This window comes from Paraburkholderia sp. RL18-085-BIA-A (assembly GCF_046027075.1).
GTDB lineage: Bacteria > Pseudomonadota > Gammaproteobacteria > Burkholderiales > Burkholderiaceae > Paraburkholderia.
In genome coordinates, this window is the sequence record NZ_JARESU010000009.1 from 13,543 (window position 1) to 36,230 (window position 22,688).

Annotated in this window: 19 protein-coding genes and 1 pseudogene; 12 read left to right on the forward strand and 8 right to left on the reverse strand. The window is 60.4% G+C overall.

The window, feature by feature from the left end; translation table 11 throughout:
• Positions 1 to 153: 153 nt before the first annotated feature.
• Complete coding sequence (locus P0D89_RS08525; RefSeq protein ID WP_408362165.1) at positions 154 to 1,020, reverse strand: SDR family oxidoreductase; 867 nt, start codon at positions 1,018 to 1,020, stop codon at positions 154 to 156.
• A 346-nt stretch (positions 1,021 to 1,366) separates the two neighbouring features.
• On the opposite strand from P0D89_RS08525, the gene P0D89_RS08530 reads away from it, so the two are divergent.
• The 5 genes from P0D89_RS08530 (at position 1,367) to P0D89_RS08550 (ending at position 9,031) form a co-directional block, all read left to right on the forward strand.
• Positions 1,367 to 3,205 carry a thiamine pyrophosphate-requiring protein gene (locus P0D89_RS08530; RefSeq protein WP_408362164.1) on the forward strand — a complete coding sequence of 613 codons (1,839 nt, stop codon included), beginning with the start codon at positions 1,367 to 1,369 and terminating at the stop codon, positions 3,203 to 3,205.
• A 426-nt stretch (positions 3,206 to 3,631) separates the two neighbouring features.
• On the forward strand, positions 3,632 to 4,594 hold the full coding sequence (coxB, locus tag P0D89_RS08535) for a cytochrome c oxidase subunit II (RefSeq protein WP_408362162.1): 963 nt from the start codon (positions 3,632 to 3,634) through the stop codon (positions 4,592 to 4,594).
• A 12-nt stretch (positions 4,595 to 4,606) separates the two neighbouring features.
• A complete protein-coding gene (gene ctaD / locus P0D89_RS08540) occupies positions 4,607 to 7,207 on the forward strand; it encodes a cytochrome c oxidase subunit I (RefSeq protein WP_408362161.1) in 2,601 nt (866 codons plus the stop codon).
• 2 nt (positions 7,208 to 7,209) lie between these two features.
• Positions 7,210 to 7,689: a hypothetical protein gene (locus P0D89_RS08545; protein ID WP_408362160.1), complete on the forward strand. Its 480-nt coding sequence runs from the start codon at positions 7,210 to 7,212 to the stop codon at positions 7,687 to 7,689.
• A 4-nt stretch (positions 7,690 to 7,693) separates the two neighbouring features.
• Positions 7,694 to 9,031, forward strand: a complete 1,338-nt coding sequence (locus P0D89_RS08550; protein WP_408362159.1) for a c-type cytochrome — start codon at positions 7,694 to 7,696, stop codon at positions 9,029 to 9,031.
• Between the two features lie 42 nt (positions 9,032 to 9,073).
• On the opposite strand, the gene P0D89_RS08555 is transcribed toward P0D89_RS08550, so the two are convergent.
• The 4 genes from P0D89_RS08555 to P0D89_RS08570 all read right to left on the reverse strand — a co-directional run bounded on the left by P0D89_RS08555 (position 9,074) and on the right by P0D89_RS08570 (position 11,523).
• The gene (locus P0D89_RS08555) at positions 9,074 to 9,739 is read right to left on the reverse strand and encodes a UdgX family uracil-DNA binding protein (RefSeq protein WP_408362158.1); all 666 of its coding nucleotides are present in this window, start codon (positions 9,737 to 9,739) and stop codon (positions 9,074 to 9,076) included.
• Between the two features lie 141 nt (positions 9,740 to 9,880).
• Entirely contained in the window at positions 9,881 to 10,291 is a 411-nt protein-coding gene (locus P0D89_RS08560) for a GFA family protein (RefSeq protein ID WP_408362157.1), read from the reverse strand.
• A gap of 22 nt (positions 10,292 to 10,313) precedes the next feature.
• On the reverse strand, positions 10,314 to 10,466 hold the full coding sequence (locus P0D89_RS08565; RefSeq protein ID WP_408362156.1) for a hypothetical protein: 153 nt from the start codon (positions 10,464 to 10,466) through the stop codon (positions 10,314 to 10,316).
• Positions 10,467 to 10,581: 115 nt separating this feature from the next.
• The gene (locus P0D89_RS08570) at positions 10,582 to 11,523 is read right to left on the reverse strand and encodes an NADP-dependent oxidoreductase (RefSeq protein ID WP_408362155.1); all 942 of its coding nucleotides are present in this window, start codon (positions 11,521 to 11,523) and stop codon (positions 10,582 to 10,584) included.
• A gap of 237 nt (positions 11,524 to 11,760) precedes the next feature.
• Here P0D89_RS08570 and P0D89_RS08575 point away from each other — a divergent pair, with 237 nt between their 5' ends.
• The gene (locus P0D89_RS08575) at positions 11,761 to 12,360 is read left to right on the forward strand and encodes a ParB-like protein (RefSeq protein WP_408362154.1); all 600 of its coding nucleotides are present in this window, start codon (positions 11,761 to 11,763) and stop codon (positions 12,358 to 12,360) included.
• Between the two features lie 108 nt (positions 12,361 to 12,468).
• Here P0D89_RS08575 and P0D89_RS08580 read toward each other — a convergent pair whose 3' ends face one another.
• Positions 12,469 to 12,747 (reverse strand): hypothetical protein, encoded by a 279-nt coding sequence (locus tag P0D89_RS08580; RefSeq protein ID WP_408362153.1) that lies wholly within the window; start codon positions 12,745 to 12,747, stop codon positions 12,469 to 12,471.
• Positions 12,748 to 13,011: 264 nt separating this feature from the next.
• Here P0D89_RS08580 and P0D89_RS54790 point away from each other — a divergent pair, with 264 nt between their 5' ends.
• On the forward strand, positions 13,012 to 13,332 hold the full coding sequence (locus tag P0D89_RS54790; RefSeq protein WP_494478164.1) for a DUF3022 domain-containing protein: 321 nt from the start codon (positions 13,012 to 13,014) through the stop codon (positions 13,330 to 13,332).
• On the opposite strand, the gene P0D89_RS08590 is transcribed toward P0D89_RS54790, so the two are convergent.
• Together P0D89_RS08590 and P0D89_RS08595 are read right to left on the reverse strand one after the other, a co-directional pair.
• Positions 13,308 to 15,878 carry an ATP-binding response regulator gene (locus P0D89_RS08590; protein ID WP_408362151.1) on the reverse strand — a complete coding sequence of 857 codons (2,571 nt, stop codon included), beginning with the start codon at positions 15,876 to 15,878 and terminating at the stop codon, positions 13,308 to 13,310. The genes P0D89_RS54790 and P0D89_RS08590 overlap by 25 nt on opposite strands.
• A 27-nt stretch (positions 15,879 to 15,905) precedes the next feature.
• Positions 15,906 to 17,045: a 3-oxoacyl-[acyl-carrier-protein] synthase III C-terminal domain-containing protein gene (locus P0D89_RS08595; RefSeq protein WP_408362150.1), complete on the reverse strand. Its 1,140-nt coding sequence runs from the start codon at positions 17,043 to 17,045 to the stop codon at positions 15,906 to 15,908.
• A gap of 260 nt (positions 17,046 to 17,305) precedes the next feature.
• Here P0D89_RS08595 and P0D89_RS08600 point away from each other — a divergent pair.
• The 5 genes and pseudogenes from P0D89_RS08600 (at position 17,306) to P0D89_RS08620 (ending at position 22,676) form a co-directional block, all read left to right on the forward strand.
• Positions 17,306 to 17,670: pseudogene (locus P0D89_RS08600) on the forward strand (oligogalacturonate lyase family protein).
• Entirely contained in the window at positions 17,601 to 18,071 is a 471-nt protein-coding gene (locus P0D89_RS08605) for an oligogalacturonate lyase family protein (RefSeq protein ID WP_408362149.1), read from the forward strand. Before P0D89_RS08600 ends, P0D89_RS08605 begins: the two are co-directional and overlap by 70 nt.
• Positions 18,072 to 18,191: 120 nt before the next feature.
• Positions 18,192 to 19,007, forward strand: a complete 816-nt coding sequence (locus P0D89_RS08610) for a class I SAM-dependent methyltransferase (RefSeq protein ID WP_408362148.1) — start codon at positions 18,192 to 18,194, stop codon at positions 19,005 to 19,007.
• A 180-nt stretch (positions 19,008 to 19,187) separates the two neighbouring features.
• On the forward strand, positions 19,188 to 20,393 hold the full coding sequence (locus tag P0D89_RS08615; RefSeq protein WP_408362181.1) for an IS5 family transposase: 1,206 nt from the start codon (positions 19,188 to 19,190) through the stop codon (positions 20,391 to 20,393).
• 723 nt (positions 20,394 to 21,116) lie between these two features.
• The gene (locus P0D89_RS08620) at positions 21,117 to 22,676 is read left to right on the forward strand and encodes a hypothetical protein (protein ID WP_408376421.1); all 1,560 of its coding nucleotides are present in this window, start codon (positions 21,117 to 21,119) and stop codon (positions 22,674 to 22,676) included.
• Positions 22,677 to 22,688: the final 12 nt, after the last annotated feature.

Sequence of the window (22,688 nt, forward strand, 5' to 3'; positions counted from 1 at the left end):
GCGAACATGGCGCAAGCGGCGTGCCACGGTGCTGCGGCGGACCATCGCGCTAACGCTCTGGACCCGCGCGGATGCGGCGCAAAGAAGCAGCCGGCCAGCGTGTCCGGCGCATCGGGTGCCTGCCTCGTAGCCGCGCGTGGCCGGTCTGCAACTTCAAATAATCGGTGCGCCACCCGTGACCGCGACAGTCGCGCCGGAGATATAGCTCGCCTCGTCCGATGCCAGCAGTACATAAGCCGCCGCCAACTCGGCCGGCTGGCCGGGGCGTTTCATCGGCACCTGCTCGCCGAATTTCTCGACCTTTTCCGGCGGCATCGTCGACGGAATCAGCGGCGTCCAGATCGGTCCCGGCGCCACGCAGTTCGCGCGAATGCCTTTTTCGGCGAGCAACTGCGCAAGGCCGCCGGTGAAATTCTGAATCGCGCCCTTGGTCGCCGCATAGGCGATCAGCCCGGGATTCGGATGGTCGGCGTTGATCGACGTGGTGTTGACGATCGCCGAGCCCGGCTTCATATGCTTGACCGCCTCCCGCGTGATCCTGAACATCGCGCCGATGTTGGTATCGAAGGTCTTGTCCCATTCCTCGTCGCTGATTGCGTCGAGCGACGGGTAGCTCATCTGGTATGCCGCGTTGTTGACCAGTATGTCGAGCCGGCCGAACGCCTCGACAGCCTTGTCGACGATCGCCGCGCAATGCGCGGACTGCGTGATGTCGCCGGGCATCAGCACCGCCTTGCGGCCCGCCTGTTCGACCCAGCGCGCAGTTTCGCGCGCGTCGTCGTCCTCGTCGAGATAGGAGATCAGAACGTCCACGCCTTCGCGCGCAAACGCGATGGCGACCGCGCGGCCGATGCCACTGTCGCCGCCGGTGACGATCGCCGCTTTGCCGGCAAGGCGGCCCGAGCCTTTATATGATCGCTCGCCATGATCCGGCTGCGGTTGCATGTCCGCCGTCCTGCCCGGCGTCTGATTCTGCTGCTGCGCGGGAAACGGTGGCGTGGGACGTTGCGTGTCGCTCATGTCAAACCTCCAGAGTACGAATCGACCTAAGCGGTGTGCGCGCGGCAGACCGCGTGGCGAGGGGTTTCACGGTGCTCGCCTGGTTGGTGAGCAACCGCCGGGCCCGCGAATGACCCTGTGCGCGAAACAAAGCACGTCGCAATTTTTTCAACGGATTGCGCAATGTCTTGCATTGCCCGTCGCATTGCTCATTCGCCCTGCGATCACACTTTCCGCACGCAAGCGACGATCCGCCGCCAAGCGAATCCCCCAACCTCGCCACATTACGGATTGCAATAGTGCGGAACGACGTTTGCGCCGTTGAATACACATCACACACACGGCAGGCCACCTTGGGGAGACTTCAATGGCTCAAACCGTCGGCGACTTCATCATCGAGCGATTGCATGCCTGGGGCGTGCGCCGCATTTACGGCTATCCCGGCGACGGCATCAACGGCGTGTTCGGCGCGCTCAGCCGCGCACAGGCCGCGGCGGAAAAAGGAACCAACAAATCCAGCGCCGCGATCGAATTCATCGAATTCATTCAGGTCCGGCACGAAGAAATGGCCGCCTTCATGGCCTCGGCGCATGCAAAGTTCACCGGCGAACTGGGCGTGTGCATCGCCACATCCGGCCCCGGCGCATCGCATCTGCTCACCGGTCTGTACGACGCGAGGCTGGACCATATGCCCGTCCTCGCGATAACGGGCCAACAGGCGCGCGCCGCGCTCGGCGGCCACTATCAGCAGGAACTCGACCTCGTGTCGATGTTCAAGGACGTGGCGGGCGCCTTCGTCGAACAGGCGACGGTCCCAGCGCAAGTGCGCCATCTGGTCGACCGCGCGATACGCACCGCGCTATCCGAACACAAGGTCACGGCAATCGTGCTGCCGAACGATCTGCAAGATCTCCCGTACGAAGCGCCCGGCCGCAAACATGGCACGCTGCATTCGGGCGTGGGCTATCGCGCGCCGCGCCTCGTACCTTATGAGGATCAACTCGAGCAAGCCGCCGACGTGCTCAACGCCGGCAAGAAAGTCGCGATCCTCGTCGGCGCGGGCGCGCTGCACGCAACCGACGAAGTGATCGCCCTCGCCGACAAGCTCGGCGCGGGCGCGGCGAAGGCGCTGCTCGGAAAAGCCGCGCTGCCCGACGATCTGCCGTGGGTCACCGGGTCGATCGGACTGCTCGGCACCAAGCCGAGCTATGACCTGATGACGCGCTGCGACACGCTGCTGATGATCGGCTCCGGCTTTCCGTACGCGGAATTTTTGCCGAAGGAAGGCGACGCGCGCGGCGTGCAGATCGACATCAAGGCCGACATGCTGAGCCTGCGTTATCCGATGGAAGTGAATCTGGTCGGCGATAGCGCCGAAACCTTGCGCGCGCTGCTGCCGCTGCTCGAAGAGAAGAAGGACCGCGCGTGGCGCGAGCAGATCGAAGGCTGGACCGAGGACTGGTGGAAAACGCTGGAAAAGCGCGCGCACCAACCCGGCAAGGACGCGGTCAATCCTCAACGCACCGTCTGGGAGTTGTCGAAGCGCATCCCATCCAATGCGATCGTGACGAGCGATTCCGGCTCGGTCGCGAACTGGTATGCACGCGATCTGCAAGTGCAGCGCGGCATGATGTGCTCGCTGTCGGGCGGACTCGCGTCGATGGGCGCGGCCGTGCCCTATGCGATCGCCGCGAAGTTCGCCTATCCCGAGCGGCCCGTCATCGCGCTGGTGGGCGACGGCGCGATGCAGATGAACAATATGGCCGAGTTGATCACCGTGTCGAAGTACTGGCAAGGCTGGTCGGATCCGCGCTGGATCTGCATGGTGCTCAACAACCAGGACCTGAATCAGGTGACGTGGGAGCAGCGCGCGATGGAAGGCGATCCGAAGTTCGAGGCGTCGCAGGATATTCCTTCCGTGCCGTATCACAAGTTCGCCGAGTTGATCGGACTCCAGGGCATCTATGTGGACGACGCTGAACAGATGGCCGCGGCCTGGGATGAAGCACTGGCGGCGAAGCGTCCGGTCGTCATCGAAGTGAAGGCCGATCCGAACATCGCGCCGCTGCCGCCGCATATCACGCTCGCTCAGGCCAAGGCGTTCGCGTCGACGCTGATGAAGGGCGACCCGAACGAAGGCAACGTAATCGTCCAGACGGCGAAGCAGGTGCTCGGCGCGGTTCTTCCCGGCCATCACGGCAAATAAAGCGGGCAGGCGCAGATGAAAGACAGCAAGGCTACGCGCGGCAGCTCGCAAGGGCCGCTCGACGCACTGCGTGCGGGGCGCATACCGCATTCCCGCCGATGCACCCGAGGTCGACGGCACGTTTGCGTGGGAGGCTCACCGCTTGCGCGTTGAAGCACGATGTGTGGGAGGTTCGTGCGGACTGGCTGTCAGGCACATCTTATGCTGAACACCCTTCGCTATTCGACTGAAAAACGGGCTGATCGTTTGTAGCATATTGTGATATAACGCCATTCACCCTCGCCAGTTTCCAACTGACCCGCTCAGGAGTGAGCGCATGCTTTTGCATTGGCACGAGTCGGCTGCTGCCGTGTGGCCCAGGCTCCCGGTCTTGTCCGTCCCTTTCGTTCTCTACGACGCGACGCTCGCCGCACGCGCGAGATACCCATGACGGGCGGCGCCTCGATGCCGGAAAACACCCCCCTCGCCTACTTCCTGCACAGCGCCGGCCCCGCCGCGCGGCCTGTGCTTGTGCTCGGTTGGAGCCTCGCCGCGCTGTGCGTCGGCGTGTGCGTGATCGTGGGCATCCTGCTGATGACCGCCGTATTTCATAGGCGCGGCGCAACCGGGCATCGAATGACGGAGCGAGGCGGCGGCCGCGCCGTATTGGCCGGCACCGTCATCTCAACACTGCTTCTACTCGGAGCGCTGATTTACATGCTGTGGGTTCTCGCCGTGGTCGCCTCGCCATCACGCGACCCCGTACTGACGATCACCGTGACCGCGTATGACTGGTGGTGGAAAGCGGACTACGGCGAAGGCAGTCCGCAGGGCTTTTCCACCGCGAACGAAATTCACATTCCCGTCGGCGAACCAGTGATGGTGAAGCTCAAAAGCGCGGATGTCATTCACGCGTTCTGGGTGCCTGCCTTGGCCGGGAAAACGCAAACCATTCCAGGCCAGGTGAATCGGCAATGGATCGAGGCCGACAAACCGGGCGTCTATCGCGGACAGTGCACGCAGTACTGCGGCGCGCAGCATGCGCACATGGCGCTCGAGGTGGTCGCGCAGGACCCGCAAGACTATGCGAACTGGTACGACGCGCAGGCACGGCCCGCCGCGCCGCCCGCGACCGTCGACGCAACTCGCGGCCAGCATGTGTTCATGGAGCGGTGCGCGGGTTGCCATGCCGTGCGCGGCAGCGACGCGGCCGGCGTGCAGGCGCCCGACCTCACGCATCTGCTGACCCGTCGCCTGATCGCCGCCGGAACGATGACGAATACACCTCAAAACATGATGGAATGGATTGCACACGCTCAGGAGATCAAACCGCAGTCGCTGATGCCGGATATCAAGCTCAGCCCGAACGACAGCCGCGATCTTGCGGCCTATCTCGCGACGCTCAACTGACGGAACCCCATGATGGCTGCCTCGGGAAACGAAGATCTGGCCGCAGTACCGGAAATCACGTTCCGCCGCGAACCGGAAGTCGGCGAAGCGCCGGAAGGCTCCGCCGAAGAGCGCCGGCTGCGGGACCTATGGGAAAGCGAGCCAGGCTGGCGCGGCTGGCTCTCGACCGTCGATCACAAGCAGATCGGCCTGCGCTACATCGTCACGGCATTCTGTTTTCTGCTGCTCGGCGGAGTCGAAGCGTTGATCATGCGGCTGCAACTGGCCCGGCCCAATGAATCGCTGCTGACGCCGGATCAATACAACCAGCTCTTCACGATGCACGGCGTGACGATGATTTTCCTGTATGCGCTGCCCGTGCTCAGCGGCTTTTCGAATTACCTGTGGCCGTTGATGCTCGGCTCGCGCGATATGGCGTTCCCGCGTCTGAACGCGCTTTCGTATTGGGTATTCCTGTTCGCGGGCCTCTTTCTGTACGCCAGTTTTCCGCTCGGTGAAGCGCCCAACGCCGGCTGGTTCAACTACGTTCCGTTCGCGTCACTGGAATACAACCGTGGCCCCAACATCGACGTGTACGCCCTCGGCATGGTGCTGCTCGGCATCTCGACCACGGTGGGCGCGGCGAACTTCGTCGTGACGCTGTTCAGGATGCGTGCCGACGGCATGTCGATCAACCGTCTTCCGATCATCGTGTGGGGTACGCTGACCGCCTCGTTCGCCAACCTCTTCGCGGTGCCCTCGGTCAGCCTCGCGTTCTTCATGTTATGGATGGACCGCAACGTGGGCACGCATTTCTTCGACGTGTCGAGCGACGGACGGCCCATGCTCTGGCAGCACCTGTTCTGGATGTTCGCGCACCCGTGGGTCTACGTGATCGTGCTGCCGGCGATGGGCATCGTGTCGGACGCGCTGCCCACCTTCTGCCGGCGCCCGATTGTCGCGTATGCGGCGGTGGCCGTGTCCACGGTCGCCACCATGCTGGTCGGCTTCGAAGTGTGGATTCATCACATGTTCGCGACCGGACTGCCGCCGCTCGCGCTCGCCATTTTCGGCGCGGCCAGCATGCTGATTTCTGTGCCCAGCGCGGTGGCCGTGTTCGCATGGATCGCCACGATCTGGCTGGGCCGCCCCGTTTTCAAAACGCCGTTTCTGTACTTCGCGGGCTTTGTGCTGATGTTCGTCGTCGGAGGCGTTTCCGGCGTGATGACCGCAGCCGTTCCGCTCGACTGGCAACTTACCGATACCTATTTCGTGGTCGCGCATCTCCATTACGTGCTGCTCGGCATCAACGTGTTCCCGGTGCTGGGCGGCATCACCTACTGGTTTCCCAAATTCACCGGCCGGCTGATGAACGAGCGCTTCGGCAAGCTGACTTTCTGGGTTGTGCTGATCGGCTTCAACGTCGGCTTTTTTCCGATGCACATCTCGGGGCTGCTCGGCATGCCGCGGCGCATCTACACCTATCCAGAAGGGATGGGCTGGGATCTCAGCAACATGGTGACTACCGTCGGTTCATTCGTGTTCGGCGCCGGCGTGCTGATGTTCGTCGCAAACGCGCTGATTTCCGCGAAGCGTGGCGCGTGTGCCGGTGCGAACCCATGGGATGGCGCGAGCCTGGAATGGTCGGTTTCGTCTCCACCGCCGCCCTACAACTTCGCCGTGCTACCCGTAATCGCGTCGCGCCATCCGCTATGGGAAGACCGCCTCGATGAAGGCAGCCAGCGTTCGAGCCTGAAAACCGGTTACCTGCTGCATCGCGGCCGCGAAACACTCGGCGTGTCGCCGCTAAGCGGCAGCGCCGATGTCATTCTGAAGATGCCTGAGGACACTTTCACGCCGTTCTTTCTCGGCCTGTTCAGCGCGCTGTTCTTCATCGGCCTGCTCGTGCGCAGTCCCACGTTCGTCCTTGCGATGACAGCGGCTTGCGCGGCGGCGATCATCATATGGCTGTGGCCGCGCCATTCGCTCGCACAACGCGAACCGCCGCCCGCGAGCGCGCGACCCGGCCTCGCCACGCACGACGCCGACGCAACGCTGCCGGTGGGCAGCGCGGGCGAACACTCGGGCGGCTGGTGGGGCGTGCTGACGCTGGTTGCAACGGAAGCCTGTCTGTTCGGCTATCTGATCTTCTGCTATCTCTATCTGGGCGCGCAAACCGATCTTGCGTGGCCGCCGGAAGGAATGCCGAAGGTCGGTATCGGCGCGCTCAACACAGCGTTTCTGCTGCTCAGCAGCGTGTTCGTCTGGCTCGCGGAGCGGTTCGTCAGGAAGAGCCGCAAGCTCGCGGCGATCGTCGCAATGCTGGTTGCGGTTGCGCTCGGCATCGTCTTTCTTTTGATCCAGATGAAGGAATGGAAAGATCATCCCTATGGATTGACCGCGCATCTTTACGGCTCGCTCTATTTCACGATCACTGGCTTTCACATGGCGCACGTCGTCGTCGGCCTGGTTGTGCTCGTCATGATGACGCTGTGGATCGCGCTCGGCTATCTCGACGAACGACGTGCGGCGCCGATCAAGATCGGCGGTCTGTACTGGCATTTCGTGGATGTGGTCTGGCTGTTCATCTTCACCACGCTGTACCTTTCGCCGTTCATCCTGAGGGGGCGCTAGCCATGCCTGAATCAGGTCTCGCGTCTTCGCAACCGTTCGCAATGCGTCGCAAGCTATTGGCGGGCTGCGCGCTCGCGGGTTTGTTTGGAACGCCGGGCATCTGGCTACTGCAGGTGATCGTCTCCGAAGTACTGTCCGCGACCGCCTGCTATGGCACCAGCGCGCCGCGCTCCGAACCGTTGTGGAGCGGCTTCAATACGTGGATCTTCGCCATTTCGGCAGTCGCGGTGGCCGTGGCCGCCCCATGCGCCGGTTTCGCGTGGTACGGGTTCCTGCTGGCGCGACGCGACGGCCGCGCCGGTGAACCGCACCCGCATCGTCATGAAGCGCTGCGCACGAACGAACAGCTTCGCGCGGACGACACGGTCAGAGTGCGCTTCGTCGCGCTGTGCAGTGCGCTGGTCGGTACGGGATTTCTGGTCGGCGTGATCTTCATCTGGCTCGCGCCGTTGTTCGTCGATCCGTGCAGCGCAGGGTATTGACGCCATGAAAGCGAAGCGCGTCCGGTCACTCGCAGCACGCTTACTCCTCATCAGCTGTGCAATCAGCGTGCTGGGCGGTTGCAAACGCGAGAGCGCCCCGGACGGGTTCGCCAGCATCACGCGAAACTCGCCGCTCGCAATGGACGCAGCGCTGATTGCGCGCGGCGAATATCTCGCCAAGGCAGGCGATTGCGCCGCCTGTCACGACGCGGCGGACAAAACGCCCTACGCGGGCGGCATGCCCGTCAATTCGCCGTTCGGGCCGATCTATGCCAGCAATATCACGCCGGATCCCACCTTCGGCATTGGCCGATACACGTTGCAGCAATTCGCCGACGCACTGCGCGTCGGCAAGACGCCGCAAGAGAAACGGCTCTACCCGGCGATGCCATACCCATCGTTCGCAAAACTGAGCGATGAGGATGTGACGGCGCTATACGCCTACTTCATGCACGGCGTCACAGCATCGACGAACCGTGCGCCCGTCACCAGCTTGCCTTTTCCATTCAACCAACGGTGGGCGATGTACTTCTGGAGCCACCTGTTCGGCAACCGCGAGCGTTACGTCGCCAATTCGCACCATAACGCCGAATGGAACCGCGGCGCCTATCTCGTGCAAGGCCCCGGACATTGCGGCGCGTGCCACACGCCACGCGGTCCCGCCTACAACGAGTTGGGCTACGACGAACGCGGCGAACACTACCTGACCGGCGGCATCAACGATCACTGGTTTGCGCCCAATCTGACGGGCGATCCGGCGAGCGGCCTGGGGCGCTGGTCGCAAGAAGACATTGCATCGTTTCTTCGCGCCGGACACGGAGGACGCGCCACCGCGTTCGGCGCGATGGCGCCGGTTGTCGAGGAAAGCACTCAGTATCTGAACGACGCCGATTTGCGCGCGGTCGCGGCCTACCTGAAGTCGCTGCCGGCGCGAGGCACGAGCGGCACGTTCGACAACAACGAACATGCGCGCACCCTGACCGCACGGGCAATCGACACAGGTGAGGTCGAACGTCCCGGCGCCGGGGTCTATCTATCGTTCTGCGCGCGATGTCATCGCGCCGATGGCACGGGTGAGTCAGGCAAGGCCCCTGCGCTCGCCGGCAACTCGCTCGTGATGGCAGCCGACGCGACTTCGGTCATGCGCATCGTGATTGAAGGCAGCGAGAGCCCGACTACGAGCGATCAGCCGAAACCGCAGAAGATGCCCGCGTTCAACGACCAGCTCACCTCGGCGGAAATCGCGCAGGTGGTGAGCTTCATCAGGAATACATGGGGAAATCATGCGGCTCCGGTATCGGACCGGGAGGTGCATCAGTTAAGGTCGGCAATTCACAAGTGAGGCGTGCCTGCCGCACATGCGGGGGAGTGCATGTGCCTGAAATCACTTGGACCGTTTTTGTTGACGGCTGAGTTTGTGCGCTGTCTGGAGTGATTCGACGATCGTCGCATAGACGCGCCGGCGGGTTTCGGGGTCCGGCGCACGCAGCGCGAACGAAGGGTGATAGGTTGCGACAACCAGGTGTTCGCCGTGTTCGATCGTTTTGCCGAGAGCATCCTGTAGCCGCGAGTGCGCATCTTCCAGCACGGCTTTCAGCGCGGTAGCGCCCAATGCGACTATCACGCGCGCTTCTATTTGCTGAAATTCCCGATTGAGCCAGTATTCACACGCTGCAATTTCTCGTTGCGCCGGCGTTTTGTGCATGCGACGCTTGCCGCGCGGCGTCCACTTGAAATGCTTGACTGCATTCGTGACATAGACGTGGGCGCGCTCCAGCCCCGCTTCTTCGAGCGCTTTATCGAGCAATGCACCGGCGGGTCCGACAAAGGGCCGGCCGTGCAGGTCTTCCGCATCGCCTGGCTGTTCGCCGACCAGCATGATCGACGCATTACGTGGCCCCTCGCCGCCGACTGGTTGTGTGGCGTCGCGCCATAGCGCGCAACGGCGGCAGTCCGCAAGTTTCGCCGGTTGCTGGTCGCGGTCGATGTCTGCACTGGCGGCCTTGCTGCTGTGCGTATGCTGACGTTTATCGGCTTTGTCATCGGCCATGGTTGGCATTCCCGCTGCGTTCGCCGTCGACAGCCAAACACGCTATGAGCGGCGAGTGGAATCCGGCGGAATAGGGTTCTTGTCTTATGTGCCGATTACGCCGGTTGCCTTTTTAACACAGCAAACAGCGTTCCCCGCGGACTACCTGAGCCTGTCCTTGTCATATTCGGTGCGCACACCTGCGGGCAACCAGGGCTCCTTGTGGCAGCACCACAGTTCGTAGGTGGGCTCATAAATACCCACCCGGTCGAACGCACCCAGCGGCAAGTCCAGCTCGTCGCTTCCCACGTATTCCATGAACGCGACTGAGCCACAGGTCGGGCAAAAATGCCTTCGCGCGCCCGGCGAACTTTGCCAGGCTTGCGTGCGCCCGGAAAACTCCACGGCGGTACGTGCGAACATGGCGTAACCGCCGAACACATTGCCGTGTATTCGGCGGCAGGTCATGCAATGGCAAATGGACACGCGCCTCGGCCGCGCATTGACACGAAAGCGCACCGCACCGCATGCACATCCGCCGGTTTCTTCGATGTGGTCGCTAATGACTTCCATCACACTCTCCTGGCCGGGCGCGCTACTTCTCGCTTTTCTTCGGAATCTTCGCGCCCGACTTGCGCGCCTGATTCAAGGCGACCGCCACAGCCTGCTTGTGCGGCTTGCCATGTTTCGTTTCGGTCTTGATGTTGTGAGACACGGTGTCCTTCGACGTTCCTTTCTTCAGCGGCATGATCCTCTCCTTATCAAAGAGGCAACCACGCGACAGTGCGGCTGCCACACGAATGCGCAGCATGCGGCGTGCCAAACACGCAGATCGACGCGACGCGATTCCCTCACGACCCGCGTTACGTGTCCGCCGCGGCAATCACGATCTTGCCGCGCACGTGCCCTTTCTCCAGCCTGGCCAATGCTTCGGGCACGGCGTCGAATGGATAGGTTGCCGAAACTTTCACGTCGACCTGGCCCTGGTCGATCAGCCGCGCAATTTCCGCCAGTTGCCCTCCGTCGGGCCGCGCGGTGTAGCGCGCGGCACGTGCGCCGCGGTTGGTCGCCGCGATCTGCGATGGCTCGGCGAGCGTGGAGATCAGCGCGCCACCGGCCTTCACCACGGCCCACGACCGCTGTTGCGTTTGGCCGCCGACAAGATCGAACACCAGGTCCATATCGGGCGCGGCGTCTTCGAATCTTTGCGTCGAGTAGTCGATCACATGATCGGCGCCGAGTCGTCGCACGAACTCCACGCCATCGCCCGATGCGGTGACGAACACCCGCGCGCCCATTGTCTTCGCGAACTGCACCGCTAAATGTCCAACGCCGCCCGCACCCGCATGAATCAGCACGCGCTGTCCGGCGTCCAGGGCGCCGTGATCGAAGAGTCCTTGCCATGCGGTCAACGCGGCGAGCGGCACGGCACCCGCCACCGCCCAGTCGACTTTCGCCGGACGGCGCGCCAGCGCATTCGCTTCAACGACCACGAACCCGGCATACGCGCCCTGCCCTTGGCCGACGAAACCGTAGACTTCGTCGCCCGGCTTCCACTGCGTGACGTCCTTGCCGACAGCTTCCACCATGCCGGCAAAATCTCGCCCTAATGTATAGGGCAATTGGTCTTCCCCTATCAGCGGATACTTACCCGCGCGCGTCTTCAAATCGACCGGATTGGCGCTAGCGGTTCGCACGCGAACCAGTACCTCGTGACCGGCCGGTTCGGGCACACTGATCTTCTCCCGTTCGAAGACATCCGGACCGCCGAACCTGTGAATACGATAAGCAAACATCTGACTCATTGTTGCCTCCTTGAAAGGACCGGGGACTAGAGTGCGAGACGTGAACGCGGCCACGTTCGTCTGCCGGGCGTGCAAGCAGCATTCCTCGCCGGCGCCGCCAATGATCGAAGCCGGCCGTACCATGGCCGCTGGGAATAAGGGTTGCTAGGAGTGCAGCAAGCGATTGCGGCCAGGACACCAACAACGCAAACGCATTTCGCCGGCGTCGCCGGTCGAGGTCTACCCGGGGAGCACGTCATGAAGCAAATCGCCCTTGAACAGTTGCGACCGACCCAGATGACGCACGGCATGCGCGAGGTCTCGAAGAAGATCGAGCAATACCGAAGCCTGTCGGAACATGACCTGCAGATGGCAATCGCCGAAAAGCCAGTGCCCGTCGTGCTGGGCCCGCAAGGGAAACCTTATATGACCGACCATCACCATATAGTCGCCGCGCTGCACGCGCTACGGATTGCTGCGGTGCCGGTCGTCCTTCAGGAAGATCTTTCGTCGCTCACAGTCCAGCAGTTCTGGCTGACGATGGAAGACCGGCGCTGGACGTATCCCTACGACGCGCAGGGCCGGCGCACGAGCTTTACCGAGATGCCTCGCCATGTCTGGGACCTGACAAACGATGAATACCGAAGCCTCGCGGCTTTTGCCCGCGACGCCGGGGCATTCGAGAAAACCACCGTGCCGCTGGAAGAGTTTCGCTGGGCTGATCTGTTTCGCAGCATGCTGCCCCTGCCGTCCGACGACGAAGCGTTTGCGCACTCGCTGCGCGAGGCGATCAAGCTGGCCCGAAGCGTCGCCGCGATCGGTCTGCCGGGCTTCCTCGGCACCTCGCAACAGGAGTAAACGCGGTTGATGCAAGGACAAGTCGCGTTTGCTCCTGCTGGACATGGCAGCGGCGGCGCTCTTGATGAAACCTCGCGCAAAGCGCTCGCCACATCACGCAGTCCCCGTCTACTGACTCGCCGCGCTTGCCGGCGTACTTACAACGGGCGCCTCGCTGCTCGCCGCGTTTGTGCCGCTAGCAGCCCCGCCAGCAGCACCGTTCGCGCGATTCGCCGCATCGCTGCTACCCGGCGTGCCGTTTGCACCCGCTGAATTGCTCATGACCCCACTGCTCCCCGCACTCATGGCGTCGTTGCCGTTGTTGTCCGCGCGCCTGCAGCCGGAAGCCGCCGCCATCAACGCAATCATTGAAAACGCGACGAATGCATTTTTCAGGATCTGATCCATGATGTATCTCGTCCCCCTGTGACTCAATCTTTCAATTGCGCAATGCCGGCGTGCGCGCCGACTGGCATCTGGTCAATAGCATCAGCCATGCCCAGCCGCCCCAGCCGGCTTACACGGCATTTGCCCGCGCAACAGGGAACGCATGTTGTTTGAGTCGGCTTTGAGAGCCCGTTGCTTGCTGGAGACACCGATGAATGAGTCAGACTGGAACACCGCGTCGAGGAAATAGAATTCGCGCTTGCCGAGATTTTTGAATCGCCGAAAGTGCCGGCCGTCAGCAGTTGTGACGAAGGCACCCGCCTTTTCATTCAGGTATCGTGGGTCGTGGAATCGCACCGCGACAATTCGCTCGGCGCACGCTGTGTCGTCACGCTCGCGTTCACGCACGGACGGTTCGAGCGCTATGCAGCGCTGGATACGGCGCATCGCAAGGCGTTTCAGGCGCCACAACTGCACGACCAGTGGCACCTTCTCCGTGATCGGCGATTTGCGCGCATTCGAATACGCGTCCCGCGTGATCGCCTCAAGCCTGATGCCAGCCCCGCACCCTCAAACTGCCGTCAATCCTTCAACACGTCCCGATGATCGCCACGCGCGTTCGCCGAATCAAAATACGTCCGCAGAGCGGGCGCTGACTGGTCGCTCAACGAGCAGATTCGCGCCAGCCAGTCCGCCTGCGCAGGCCATTCGCCTTCCACCACGCGCGGATAGATCTGCCGCACGAACTGATGCAGCGCTTTTGCGCCAATATTGCCGCTGACGCCCAGCAAAACATGCAACGCCGCATGCGTCGCTTCGAGATCGCGAACCGCCACGCTGGCCGCGAGCCGCGCGACAGTCGAGCGAATCTGGTCGATACCGTTGAGGAACGTCTGGTCCAGCAAATCGAGCGCGACCAGTTCTTCGAGGTGCTTCTCGTCGAGCAGCGGCGCTTCCTTGAGCGGCTCAGACGTGGCGGCTTGCACAGCGGATGTCCGTGCCGCCTCGGCCTGCGCCGGCGAGCGCAACGCACGTTGCCGCGCAAACTGTCTTGCCAGGCCGGCGTAGAACGAGCCGACCTGAACGGGCTTGAGCATGACTTCGTTCATACCCGCGGCAAGACAGGCCTGCACGGCATCCATGTCGGCGTGGCTGGTCAACGCAACGATGGGGAGTTCGGCATACGCGTCCGCGCGCGCGCGAATCAGCTCGGTGGTTTCCACGCCGCCCATTCCCGGCATATTCATGTCCATCACGATCGCATCAATCGCGTGGCCCTCCTCCAGCTTCGCCAGCACCGCCGGTCCGTGATCGGCCTCGATGACACTCGCACCGCATCGCTCCAGATAGCCTTTGGCGACCAGCCGGCTGTAGGTGTCGTCGTCCGCGACGAGGATCGTCTTGCCGGCGAACCCCTCGAAGCGCTCGCTGTGAAGATAGCGATTGCCGTTTTCAAAGAGGGTCTCGAGGGTGGTGATCAATTCCACCACGCTGCAGGATTTGCCGATCATGTCGTCCATGCCGGCTCGCCGGGCGAGCGCGCGGGTCACGTTGCCCGGCTCCGCCGTATAGGCGGCGATCAGCACGTTCCAGTTCGGCGACTGACGGTCCGCGCGAATTCTCTCGGCGGTGCTGTAGCCGTCCAGAACCGGCATGTTGATGTCCATCAGCACGAGGTCGAAGCGCGCTGACTGCTGAAGCACGCTCAACGCCGCCTCGCCGTTCTCCGCTTCGCTCACGTCGGCGCCGACCTTCGACAATGCGCGGCGGGTTCTGCTCCGCTGAGCGGCATCGTCGTCCACGACGAGAATACGTTTGCCGCTGAAAAATGGCGTGGCGCGGTCGATGATCTTCTGCTCATGGTCCGCCACCTCGCGCTCCAGGATGACGGGAAATTGCAGCGTGAACCGCGTGAACTTGCCGACTTCCGAGCGGCAGCCGATCGTGCCGCCGAACGCGAGCATCGCGCGCTGGCAGTAGGCAAGGCCAAGCCCCGTACCCGCCGAATTGCCGGTAGTGCGGAAAGGCTCGAACAGGTGCGGCAGGATGTCGGGCGCAATGCCCGGGCCGGTGTCGTGTACCAGCACCGTTTGCCGGTCGACCGTGAGCGTAAGTGTCGCCGAAGGATGCGCGGCAATATGATGCAGCGCATTCTTGATCAGATTGAACAGCGTGAACAGATAGACGGTTTCGTCGACCTTGAACGTAAAATCCTCGAGCACCACGAGCCGGACCTTCGCGCGCTCCTGCTGGTCGGCGAAGCCGTATTCGTCCAGCGCTTTACGCGTGGCCGCCGCCGCGCTCAGATAGACGAGACGGTCCGACGGGATGGGTTTCGCGCTCACTTCATCCAGCGTCATCGCGATGATGCGCAGACCGCGCTCGATCGATAGCTGGCCGTGTGCGAGATGCCGGTACAGCGACGCTGTTCTGTCGTACAGGGCCGGCGGGGTGCGGGCATCCGCCGCGGCGGGCAGCGCCTCTTCCACGCGATCCAGCACGAGCCTCAGCTGGCTGAGCGGATTGCGCATTTCATGCGCGATCGAGCCGGCGAGCGCGCGCAGCGCGCCGTTTCTGGCCTGCGCGACGATCCCCTTCAGGTTGCTATAGCTGAACGTGAGGCCGGCGAAAATGCCGAACGTGAACACCGGCAAATAGGTGTAGAGAAACAGATGCGCATCCACGTAGACGGACTGCGGAGTAACGATCTTCGCGCACAGGATCGCAAAGCCGATTCCCAACAACAGATTCAGCGACAACGCGGCAAACGACGGGAAAATGGCGATCAGGAAAAAGATCATCCCCAGCTCGGCCATCGACCAGAGCATCGAATAGTGACCGGCCAACAGGTAATAAGTGAAAAAGAACGGTAGCGTATAGGCTACCGTCGCGAAGTAATACCACGGCAGGAAGCGCGCCACCGAAGCGGGCCAGTAACGGCGCAAAAGCAGCAGCGCACAGGCGGCTGTGCCGATCACGCGCATCAACATGTTTTCGTTGGGTTGAGGATCGACGAACGTCCACCACAGCCAGTACACCGGATGCCCGATCGTACCGATCACGCCAACCGCCAACACACTGTAGTCCGATACCTTGGCGGCGTCGAAAACGACCCGGTTGAGATAGCGGATGCCCCCTGAAATGGCTTTCATTTGTACTTTATCTTTGCCTGCTCAGCCTCAGAATTTGAAGCTGCTAACGTTGAATGACATGCCGGCACTGCCGACCCAGCACAACACCCTGTCGCCTCTCTTCAACTGCCCGCTTTCCTTGGCCATGGAAATGGCAGCCGGGATCGACGCCGACACGAGATTACCGGTCTCCGGGTAGATGTGATACATCTTGTCCTCGATTCCCGCCTTTGCTCCAAAGCCATGCCACGCCGCCTTCGACGATGCGTGGGTAAAGACGATGTCAATCTCTTTCTTCGGCACGGGCAGTTTCTCCAGCACCGCGGACAGCTCGTCCGAATTCTTGTGAAGCTCATGACCGAATGATGTGAAACGCATGTCGCCATTCTTTCCGATCCGCTCCGACGGGTGGCAAAACCCTTCGTAGCCCGGAATCGGAATGGTGCACAGGTCGGATATCTCCGGGCGCGCGCGGAACGCGAAACTGAAGTTATCCGGCTCGTTCGCGACGAGCAGCGTGGCGGTGGCCGCCTCGCCGATCGTAAACGACGGCAACGTATATTCGATTTGAGCCGAGTTCTTCAACGCAAAATTTGCCGGAAAGAGTGGCCCGCCGGCCAGCATATTGAACTCGGCATTCACAATCATAGCGTTTCTGTACTGACCGGACTTGAAGAGACTGTCGATAATCGACATCGCTCGCGTCCAGCTCATGCAGGCATCGACCACGTCAAAGCATTCGGCATTCACGAATCCCAGTGCGCTGGCCATCATATGGCTGTTGCCGGGCTCGAGAAATCCCCTGCCGATGCCGACAAAAATGAACAGCTCGATATGTTCCGGCCGCAGATACGATTCCGATAACGCCCTGCGCGTCGCCATCGCGACGTGATCAATGGGCGTCTCGTGGCTTTCGCACCAGCGCCGGTTGACCAGCCCGCTTCGGTCGAGCAGCGTCTTGATGGTCCGCATACCCCGGTCGATGTCGCCTTCGTATTCCGTGGAATGGAAGCGAATCATATCGATAACTTCTTCGTTCGTAACGACTTTGGAAGGCAGACTGACTGCAACATTCTTGATAAGCATAAAAAATCCATGAAAAATTGAATCAATGGGTAGAAGCACGTTTCGCACGCATGGCGCGCGAGTACCGAACGTCAGGTACCCGGCCGCGCGGCGCTGGTACATTAACGCGTCCACCGCTCATCATGAATATTGTTCTTTTAGGGCTTTAGTCCCAGATACAGGGTCGAGGCAAGGAAGTGAAAGTAAAGATGCGCCGAGGGTGTCGGTCCCGCGGGAACCGGCGCAAACGTTCAACTCGCCGCGTTCGGTCGCAATCTCGTCACGTTTTCAACGTCCGGCCACTATAGCGAACGAATCGTCGATGCCCAAAAAATAGCCGTTGAAAAAATGACGTGGAAGTGACGCGGCTCACGCCGCGTCGTGTGACATGCCGTTGCAATTACTTCTGCCAGAAGAGTTTCAGCAACGACGGCAACCGGCTGCTATTCGGAGGCAGGTTCAACGGCCACCGGAACTACTGGCGGCTGGACTTGCCGACGGGAGTGGCGACTCAACTGACCGAAGGGCCCGGCGACCACACTTCGACGGCTTCCTGCCGCTTGACGACGAGGACCTGCATTACGTCAAGGGCGATTGGCGCTTGCTGCGACTGCGGCTTCTAACGCTCACTGAATCGGTGCTGTACGAGGTGCCTGAGGACTTCGTCAGCTACGGCACATGGGTCGCCAATTCGGCGCGCAACAAGGTCGTCGTATCGAGAACGTGGCAAGCGGCTATATGCCGTTGACCGATTGGAAGAAGTTTCACAGGTTCTACTTCCAGCGTCCACGCTGCCGGCTGCTTGGCATCGACCTGCAGGACAGCACGCGCACGGTGATCTACGAAACCAGGCAGTGGCTGCAGTCGATCTATCGACCATTCGACGACCGTACGGTCGCGTTCTGTCACGAGTGGTCGCACGATGTGGTTGATCCCCGCGTGTGGCTCGTGAACGAAGACGGCACCGATGTGTGCAAGCTTCATGTGCACGACGCGGTCCATATCTGTACCTGTTCAAGCCGGCCACCGATCGCGACGGCAAACCCGCACTGTATCTCGTGGATCTGCCGTCCAGCGACCTCAGCGAATATTCACCACAATCGGCCAACACCTCCACGTGGTCGGCCAAAACACCCGTACGGCGCGTGACGCGACGGTACCATGATCGCGATGCGCATTCCAGCGTCCCGTTACTGAAATTCGTTGAGCATCGCACACCATTGATAATTCTTAGCCGGCATATCATCGACTGAAATAAAGAGGGCGATTATGACCAGTAAAACATTCGACGAATACATCAGGAGCCGAAGAAAAGAAGTTGATGGGTGGCTAGCAAGATGTGACGCCGAAATATTCGCGCGACTACTCGAATCACAGCTCGACAATGGCATTACTGGCGCCGTCGCAGAAATTGGAGTTCATCACGGAAAGTCATTCATTCCGATGGCGATCAGCAACAACGGGCGCCTTTGCTACGCAATCGATATCTTCGGGAAACAAGAGTTCAATATTGACATCTCCGGTTGCGGTGATAAAGATGTCTTTGTCCGGAACCTGACGAAGTTTGGCGTTGACGTGAAAGGCGTTTTTATCGACGAACGGCCCTCTACAGATGTAACGCCCAGCGATATCGAAGGAAAAGTAGGAAAGGTTCGTTTTTTTCATATTGACGGGGGACATCATCACGATGTCGCCCTCAACGATTTGAATCTGGCCGAAGCAGTCGTTAGCGATGACGGCGTTATCGCGATCGACGACGTATTCAGGCCCGAGTGGCCAGAGGTAAGCATGGCCTTGTTCTCGTATCTCGCCAGAAAAACGAAAGATTTCGTTCCCTTCGCTATAGGATATAACAAGACTTATTTATGCCAGCGTCCTTTTGCAGAACTGTATCGGGGCATTTTAACCAGTAGCAGCTTTTTGCAATTATATTTCTCGAAAAAATACGAGATATCAAATGAGGCGATTTTGGTCTACCAGGTCTATGCGGTTCCAGAATGGGGGCTGAGGGCGCGGGTTATGCACTATATGAAAACCTATCATCCTGATCTGGTTTTTTCAGCAAAAAGGTTACTCGGTCGATAGTTTATGTTGGCCAGCGCGGTCACGAAGCGGGCCGCGACAAATCAAGAATCGGTTTTCACTCGAAAACTCGAATGCAGACCCGTCGAATATCGTGGCTGCATTAGTTGCGGCCTCTACCTCCGATTATTTCATTGATGTCTTCGGCCTATCTCCCGAGCCGGTGGCGCTGAAGACAGCGGGATTGCAAAGACTGCACGCCTCAAACCCTCCGAACACGCCAGGTCCTTCCGGCAATCACTGCGTGAACAGATCAACCTGAAGCATCCGCTGGTGCGCCTGGCCGACCTGATGAACGGGGAACGGCTGGACGCTTCGATGGGTGAGAGCTTCGTGTCCGGCAAGGGCCGCCCGGCTACATTGCCGCGCCTGCTTGCGGGTCTGCTCTACCTGCGACATGCCTTCGACGTGTCCGACGAAGAGGTCGTCTGGCAATGGGTCGAAAACCCGTACTGGCAGGTGTTCACCGGCGAGACTTACCTGCGAACGAAACCACCAGTTGACCCATCGAGCCTGACACGCTGGCACAAGCGGCTGCATCCGACCGATTCGCGCCTGCTCGAGCGGTGTCGCGAACACCTGGTGAAGGCCACCGCGAGACAGGGCCTGAAGCTGCGGCAGAACTACAGTCGTCAGGCGCCACGCCTGGCAAGCCAGATCAGTCGTTACGCACATGCGAAGCAATACAAACGGATGAGAAAGACACTGCGCACGTTGCGCTCGCGTGTGGGTCGGGTGATGCGCGATGTCGAGCGGCAACTCGACACGGTGGCCGATTGCAGCCGCGCGGCATTGCAGGAGCTGATGGGCCGCACGAAGTGGATTCTGTCGCAGAAGCCGAAGGACAGGAACAAGCTGTATGCGCTGCACGCCCCGGAAGTCGAGTGTCTGGCCAAGGGTAAGGCGCGCACGCCATACGGATTCGGCGTGAAGGTGTCGATCACGACGACTCCCAAGGAAGGACACGTGGTGGGGATGCACTCAATGCCGGGCAATCCATACGACGGCCACACGCTGGCTGGAGCGTTGGAACGGGCGGCGATCCTCAGCGACGTCAGGCCAGAGGTCGCCGCCGTCGACCGTGGTTACAAGGGCGTCGCGATTGATGGCGTGACGGTCTATCACCCCGGCGTGCGGCGCGGCATCACGCGCGCACCAAGGGCAATGATCAGGCGACGCAGCGCAATTGAGCCGGCCATCGGCCACATGAAGGCGGACGGAAAGCTCGATCGGAACTGGCTCAACGGCGCCTTGGGCGATGCGATTCACGCGGTCCTATGCGGCGCTGGCTACGATCTGCGGATGATCATCAGGATGCTGCGGCTTCTTTATGCCTTCGTTCTTGCTGCTTTGTTCAACCTCAGCATTGCCGCCGACGTGACGGTGTGACACCGGTGGCACGCAAGACGCATTGTTCAGGGTCGACTAAATAAGTTCGCGGAGTTCCGGCAATGGCTATTATCCGAGCGTCAGCGAAAACACGCCCCTCGAACGGTGCATCACCAACTGGCCCGCTATCGCACTTGAAGTCACTCCGCAAAACGCGATTTTTTAGGGGGAGGGTCGAATCGAAATAATCGCGAAGATCCAATCCTCTTATCATCACCAGAAAGTAGGGATTTTGGCGACACAACAATTTATTAGGAAAATTATTACTATTTGTCCGGAAAGTACTATTTCGTGGAGGATTCGGAAAGTACTTCGGGTAGGATCTACCCCGTTCACGAAAGGGTACGGAAGAAATTGCGTGCTGCTATGGCGATCGGCATTCATCTGGTGAAACGTTTGCGCATCCGATGGCAAGAGGTCCGAGCAGCAATGGATGTCGTGGTCACGTCGTCTCCCCAACTTTTTTGACGCAGTAGGACGTGCGAATCGCTCGCGGCAGCGATCGACTACGTTCGTCTGCTGGATTGCCGCGCGCAGTCGAGCCTACCGTCGCTCGGTTTAATCAGCATTTAAGCTGCGTCCAGAATTCAGAAGAAGATTTTTTACATAATTAGCATAACGAAGTAAGTCGAGTTATCCATAAAAACTCATTAATTCGAAGTCTTTAAAGATAAATATTTGCATCTTTCCGATAATTTTATCGACAGTGGAAAATAATCAACCATGATAAAACGACGTCAATTTATTGGTGGGCTTGCGGCCCTCGGTGGAAGTTATCTTTTGACGGCCTGCGGTGGCGGCGGCGAAGACGGTAGCAGTGGCACTACTGGCTCTGCTACCAGCAAAGCAACGGCGCATGCGAGTACTGCATCCGGAAACGGCACGGCGATGCCACCGGCAAGTTCGATTACAGACAGCGCAGGGGCCGTATGGACGCTGTCTGGCGGGGTGGTCTATAAGAACGGTGCAGTAGCAGCGAATAACTTCAATGCAGCGCTCGCGCTTTGGTACAACGGCAGCATTTACCACGAAAACACGAGCGGTTACTTCTATCAATGGAACGGCTCAGGGTGGGTGTTCTGCTCCGATCCGCGTTTGGGCAGCACTTCCGCGGACGGCACCACGCTGCCTTCCGCGCCGTACATCATCGATAAGTCGGGCTCGAAATGGACGCTTGTCAACGGCATCCTTTATAGGAATGGCGTCGCCGCCGGTCCCAATTTCAACGTGGCGCTCGTACTTTGGTACGGGGGCAAGGTCTATCATTGCAATACGAGTGGACAGTTTTACGCGAACGCAGAGGTTGCGGTCCAATGGCTGGCGTGTACCGATCCGCGCATTAGCACCACGCCGACTGCAGGTAGCTTCTACGGTATGAATGGGCACTTCGATTACACGTACACGCCCGCACAACTGGTCACGATCTTGAAGGCGATGGGCTGCACGAGCTACCGCGTCGGTTGCACGTCCGACCCCACGCAAATCAATGCAGTGGCCAAGCTCGCGCAAACTTTCCAGTCGGCCGGAATCCAGTTGCTCGTGTTGATCAACCAGGGCCTCTACGACAGCAGCGGCAAACTCTTCTCCGGCGAGTCGACTGCTTATAGCGCCGCCTACTCAACAGGCTCAACGGTCGCACGTGCGCTGATGCCGTACGGCGTGACCATCTATGAATGTGGCAATGAGCTGACACGCGATGGCGCCATTATTCTGGATTCCACCAACGCAGGCACGAAGGCACTCGACTTCAACAATGCGAACTGGCCTGTAATGCGTGGCGTGATGCGCGGCATGATCGATGGGGTGAAGTCGGTCCAATCTTCTGCGAAGTGCGGTATCAACTTCTGCGTGAACGATGTTGGCGCATCCGATGCGTTGTGGGAAGGTACTCAACCCGACGGCAGCAGCGGCTATTCCAAGGTGCGTTGGGACATTACGACCTGGCACAACTACGAAGTCTACGGCGATATTTTCAACATCGGCACCGACGGCGCTGGTCCTGGCTTCGATCTGCCAACGTATTGCAAGGCCCGATATGGCGTGCCTTTCATCATCACCGAGTGGAACACGGGCCCGGAACAAACCGAAGCGTACCGCGCGAATTACATCACCACGAAACTGGGCCAGTACTATCAGGCAAGAAAGACTCACAACATCCAGTCGGTGATGTATTACGTGCTCGATAGCGGAAACAATACGTTCGGTATTATGATGAACGGCTCGCAAATCAATCCGTCTTATAGCGCATTTACGAGCTTTACGGCTAGCAACCCGGACAAGTAAGCCGGCAAGCAT

Coding starts and splice junctions, on each gene's coding strand:
- P0D89_RS08565 (WP_408362156.1), bottom strand. CDS start 10,466: ATGCCGCTGAAGAAAGGAACGTCGAAGGACACCGTGTCTCACAACATC.
- P0D89_RS08590 (WP_408362151.1), bottom strand. CDS start 15,878: ATGAAAGCCATTTCAGGGGGCATCCGCTATCTCAACCGGGTCGTTTTC.
- P0D89_RS08580 (WP_408362153.1), bottom strand. CDS start 12,747: ATGGATCAGATCCTGAAAAATGCATTCGTCGCGTTTTCAATGATTGCG.
- P0D89_RS08560 (WP_408362157.1), bottom strand. CDS start 10,291: ATGGAAGTCATTAGCGACCACATCGAAGAAACCGGCGGATGTGCATGC.
- coxB (WP_408362162.1), top strand. CDS start 3,632: ATGACGGGCGGCGCCTCGATGCCGGAAAACACCCCCCTCGCCTACTTC.
- ctaD (WP_408362161.1), top strand. CDS start 4,607: ATGGCTGCCTCGGGAAACGAAGATCTGGCCGCAGTACCGGAAATCACG.
- P0D89_RS08570 (WP_408362155.1), bottom strand. CDS start 11,523: ATGAGTCAGATGTTTGCTTATCGTATTCACAGGTTCGGCGGTCCGGAT.
- P0D89_RS08595 (WP_408362150.1), bottom strand. CDS start 17,045: ATGTACCAGCGCCGCGCGGCCGGGTACCTGACGTTCGGTACTCGCGCG.
- P0D89_RS08610 (WP_408362148.1), top strand. CDS start 18,192: ATGACCAGTAAAACATTCGACGAATACATCAGGAGCCGAAGAAAAGAA.
- P0D89_RS08620 (WP_408376421.1), top strand. CDS start 21,117: ATGATAAAACGACGTCAATTTATTGGTGGGCTTGCGGCCCTCGGTGGA.
- P0D89_RS08550 (WP_408362159.1), top strand. CDS start 7,694: ATGAAAGCGAAGCGCGTCCGGTCACTCGCAGCACGCTTACTCCTCATC.
- P0D89_RS08545 (WP_408362160.1), top strand. CDS start 7,210: ATGCCTGAATCAGGTCTCGCGTCTTCGCAACCGTTCGCAATGCGTCGC.
- P0D89_RS08555 (WP_408362158.1), bottom strand. CDS start 9,739: ATGGCCGATGACAAAGCCGATAAACGTCAGCATACGCACAGCAGCAAG.
- P0D89_RS08530 (WP_408362164.1), top strand. CDS start 1,367: ATGGCTCAAACCGTCGGCGACTTCATCATCGAGCGATTGCATGCCTGG.
- P0D89_RS08575 (WP_408362154.1), top strand. CDS start 11,761: ATGAAGCAAATCGCCCTTGAACAGTTGCGACCGACCCAGATGACGCAC.
- P0D89_RS08525 (WP_408362165.1), bottom strand. CDS start 1,020: ATGAGCGACACGCAACGTCCCACGCCACCGTTTCCCGCGCAGCAGCAG.
- P0D89_RS08605 (WP_408362149.1), top strand. CDS start 17,601: ATGGGTCGCCAATTCGGCGCGCAACAAGGTCGTCGTATCGAGAACGTG.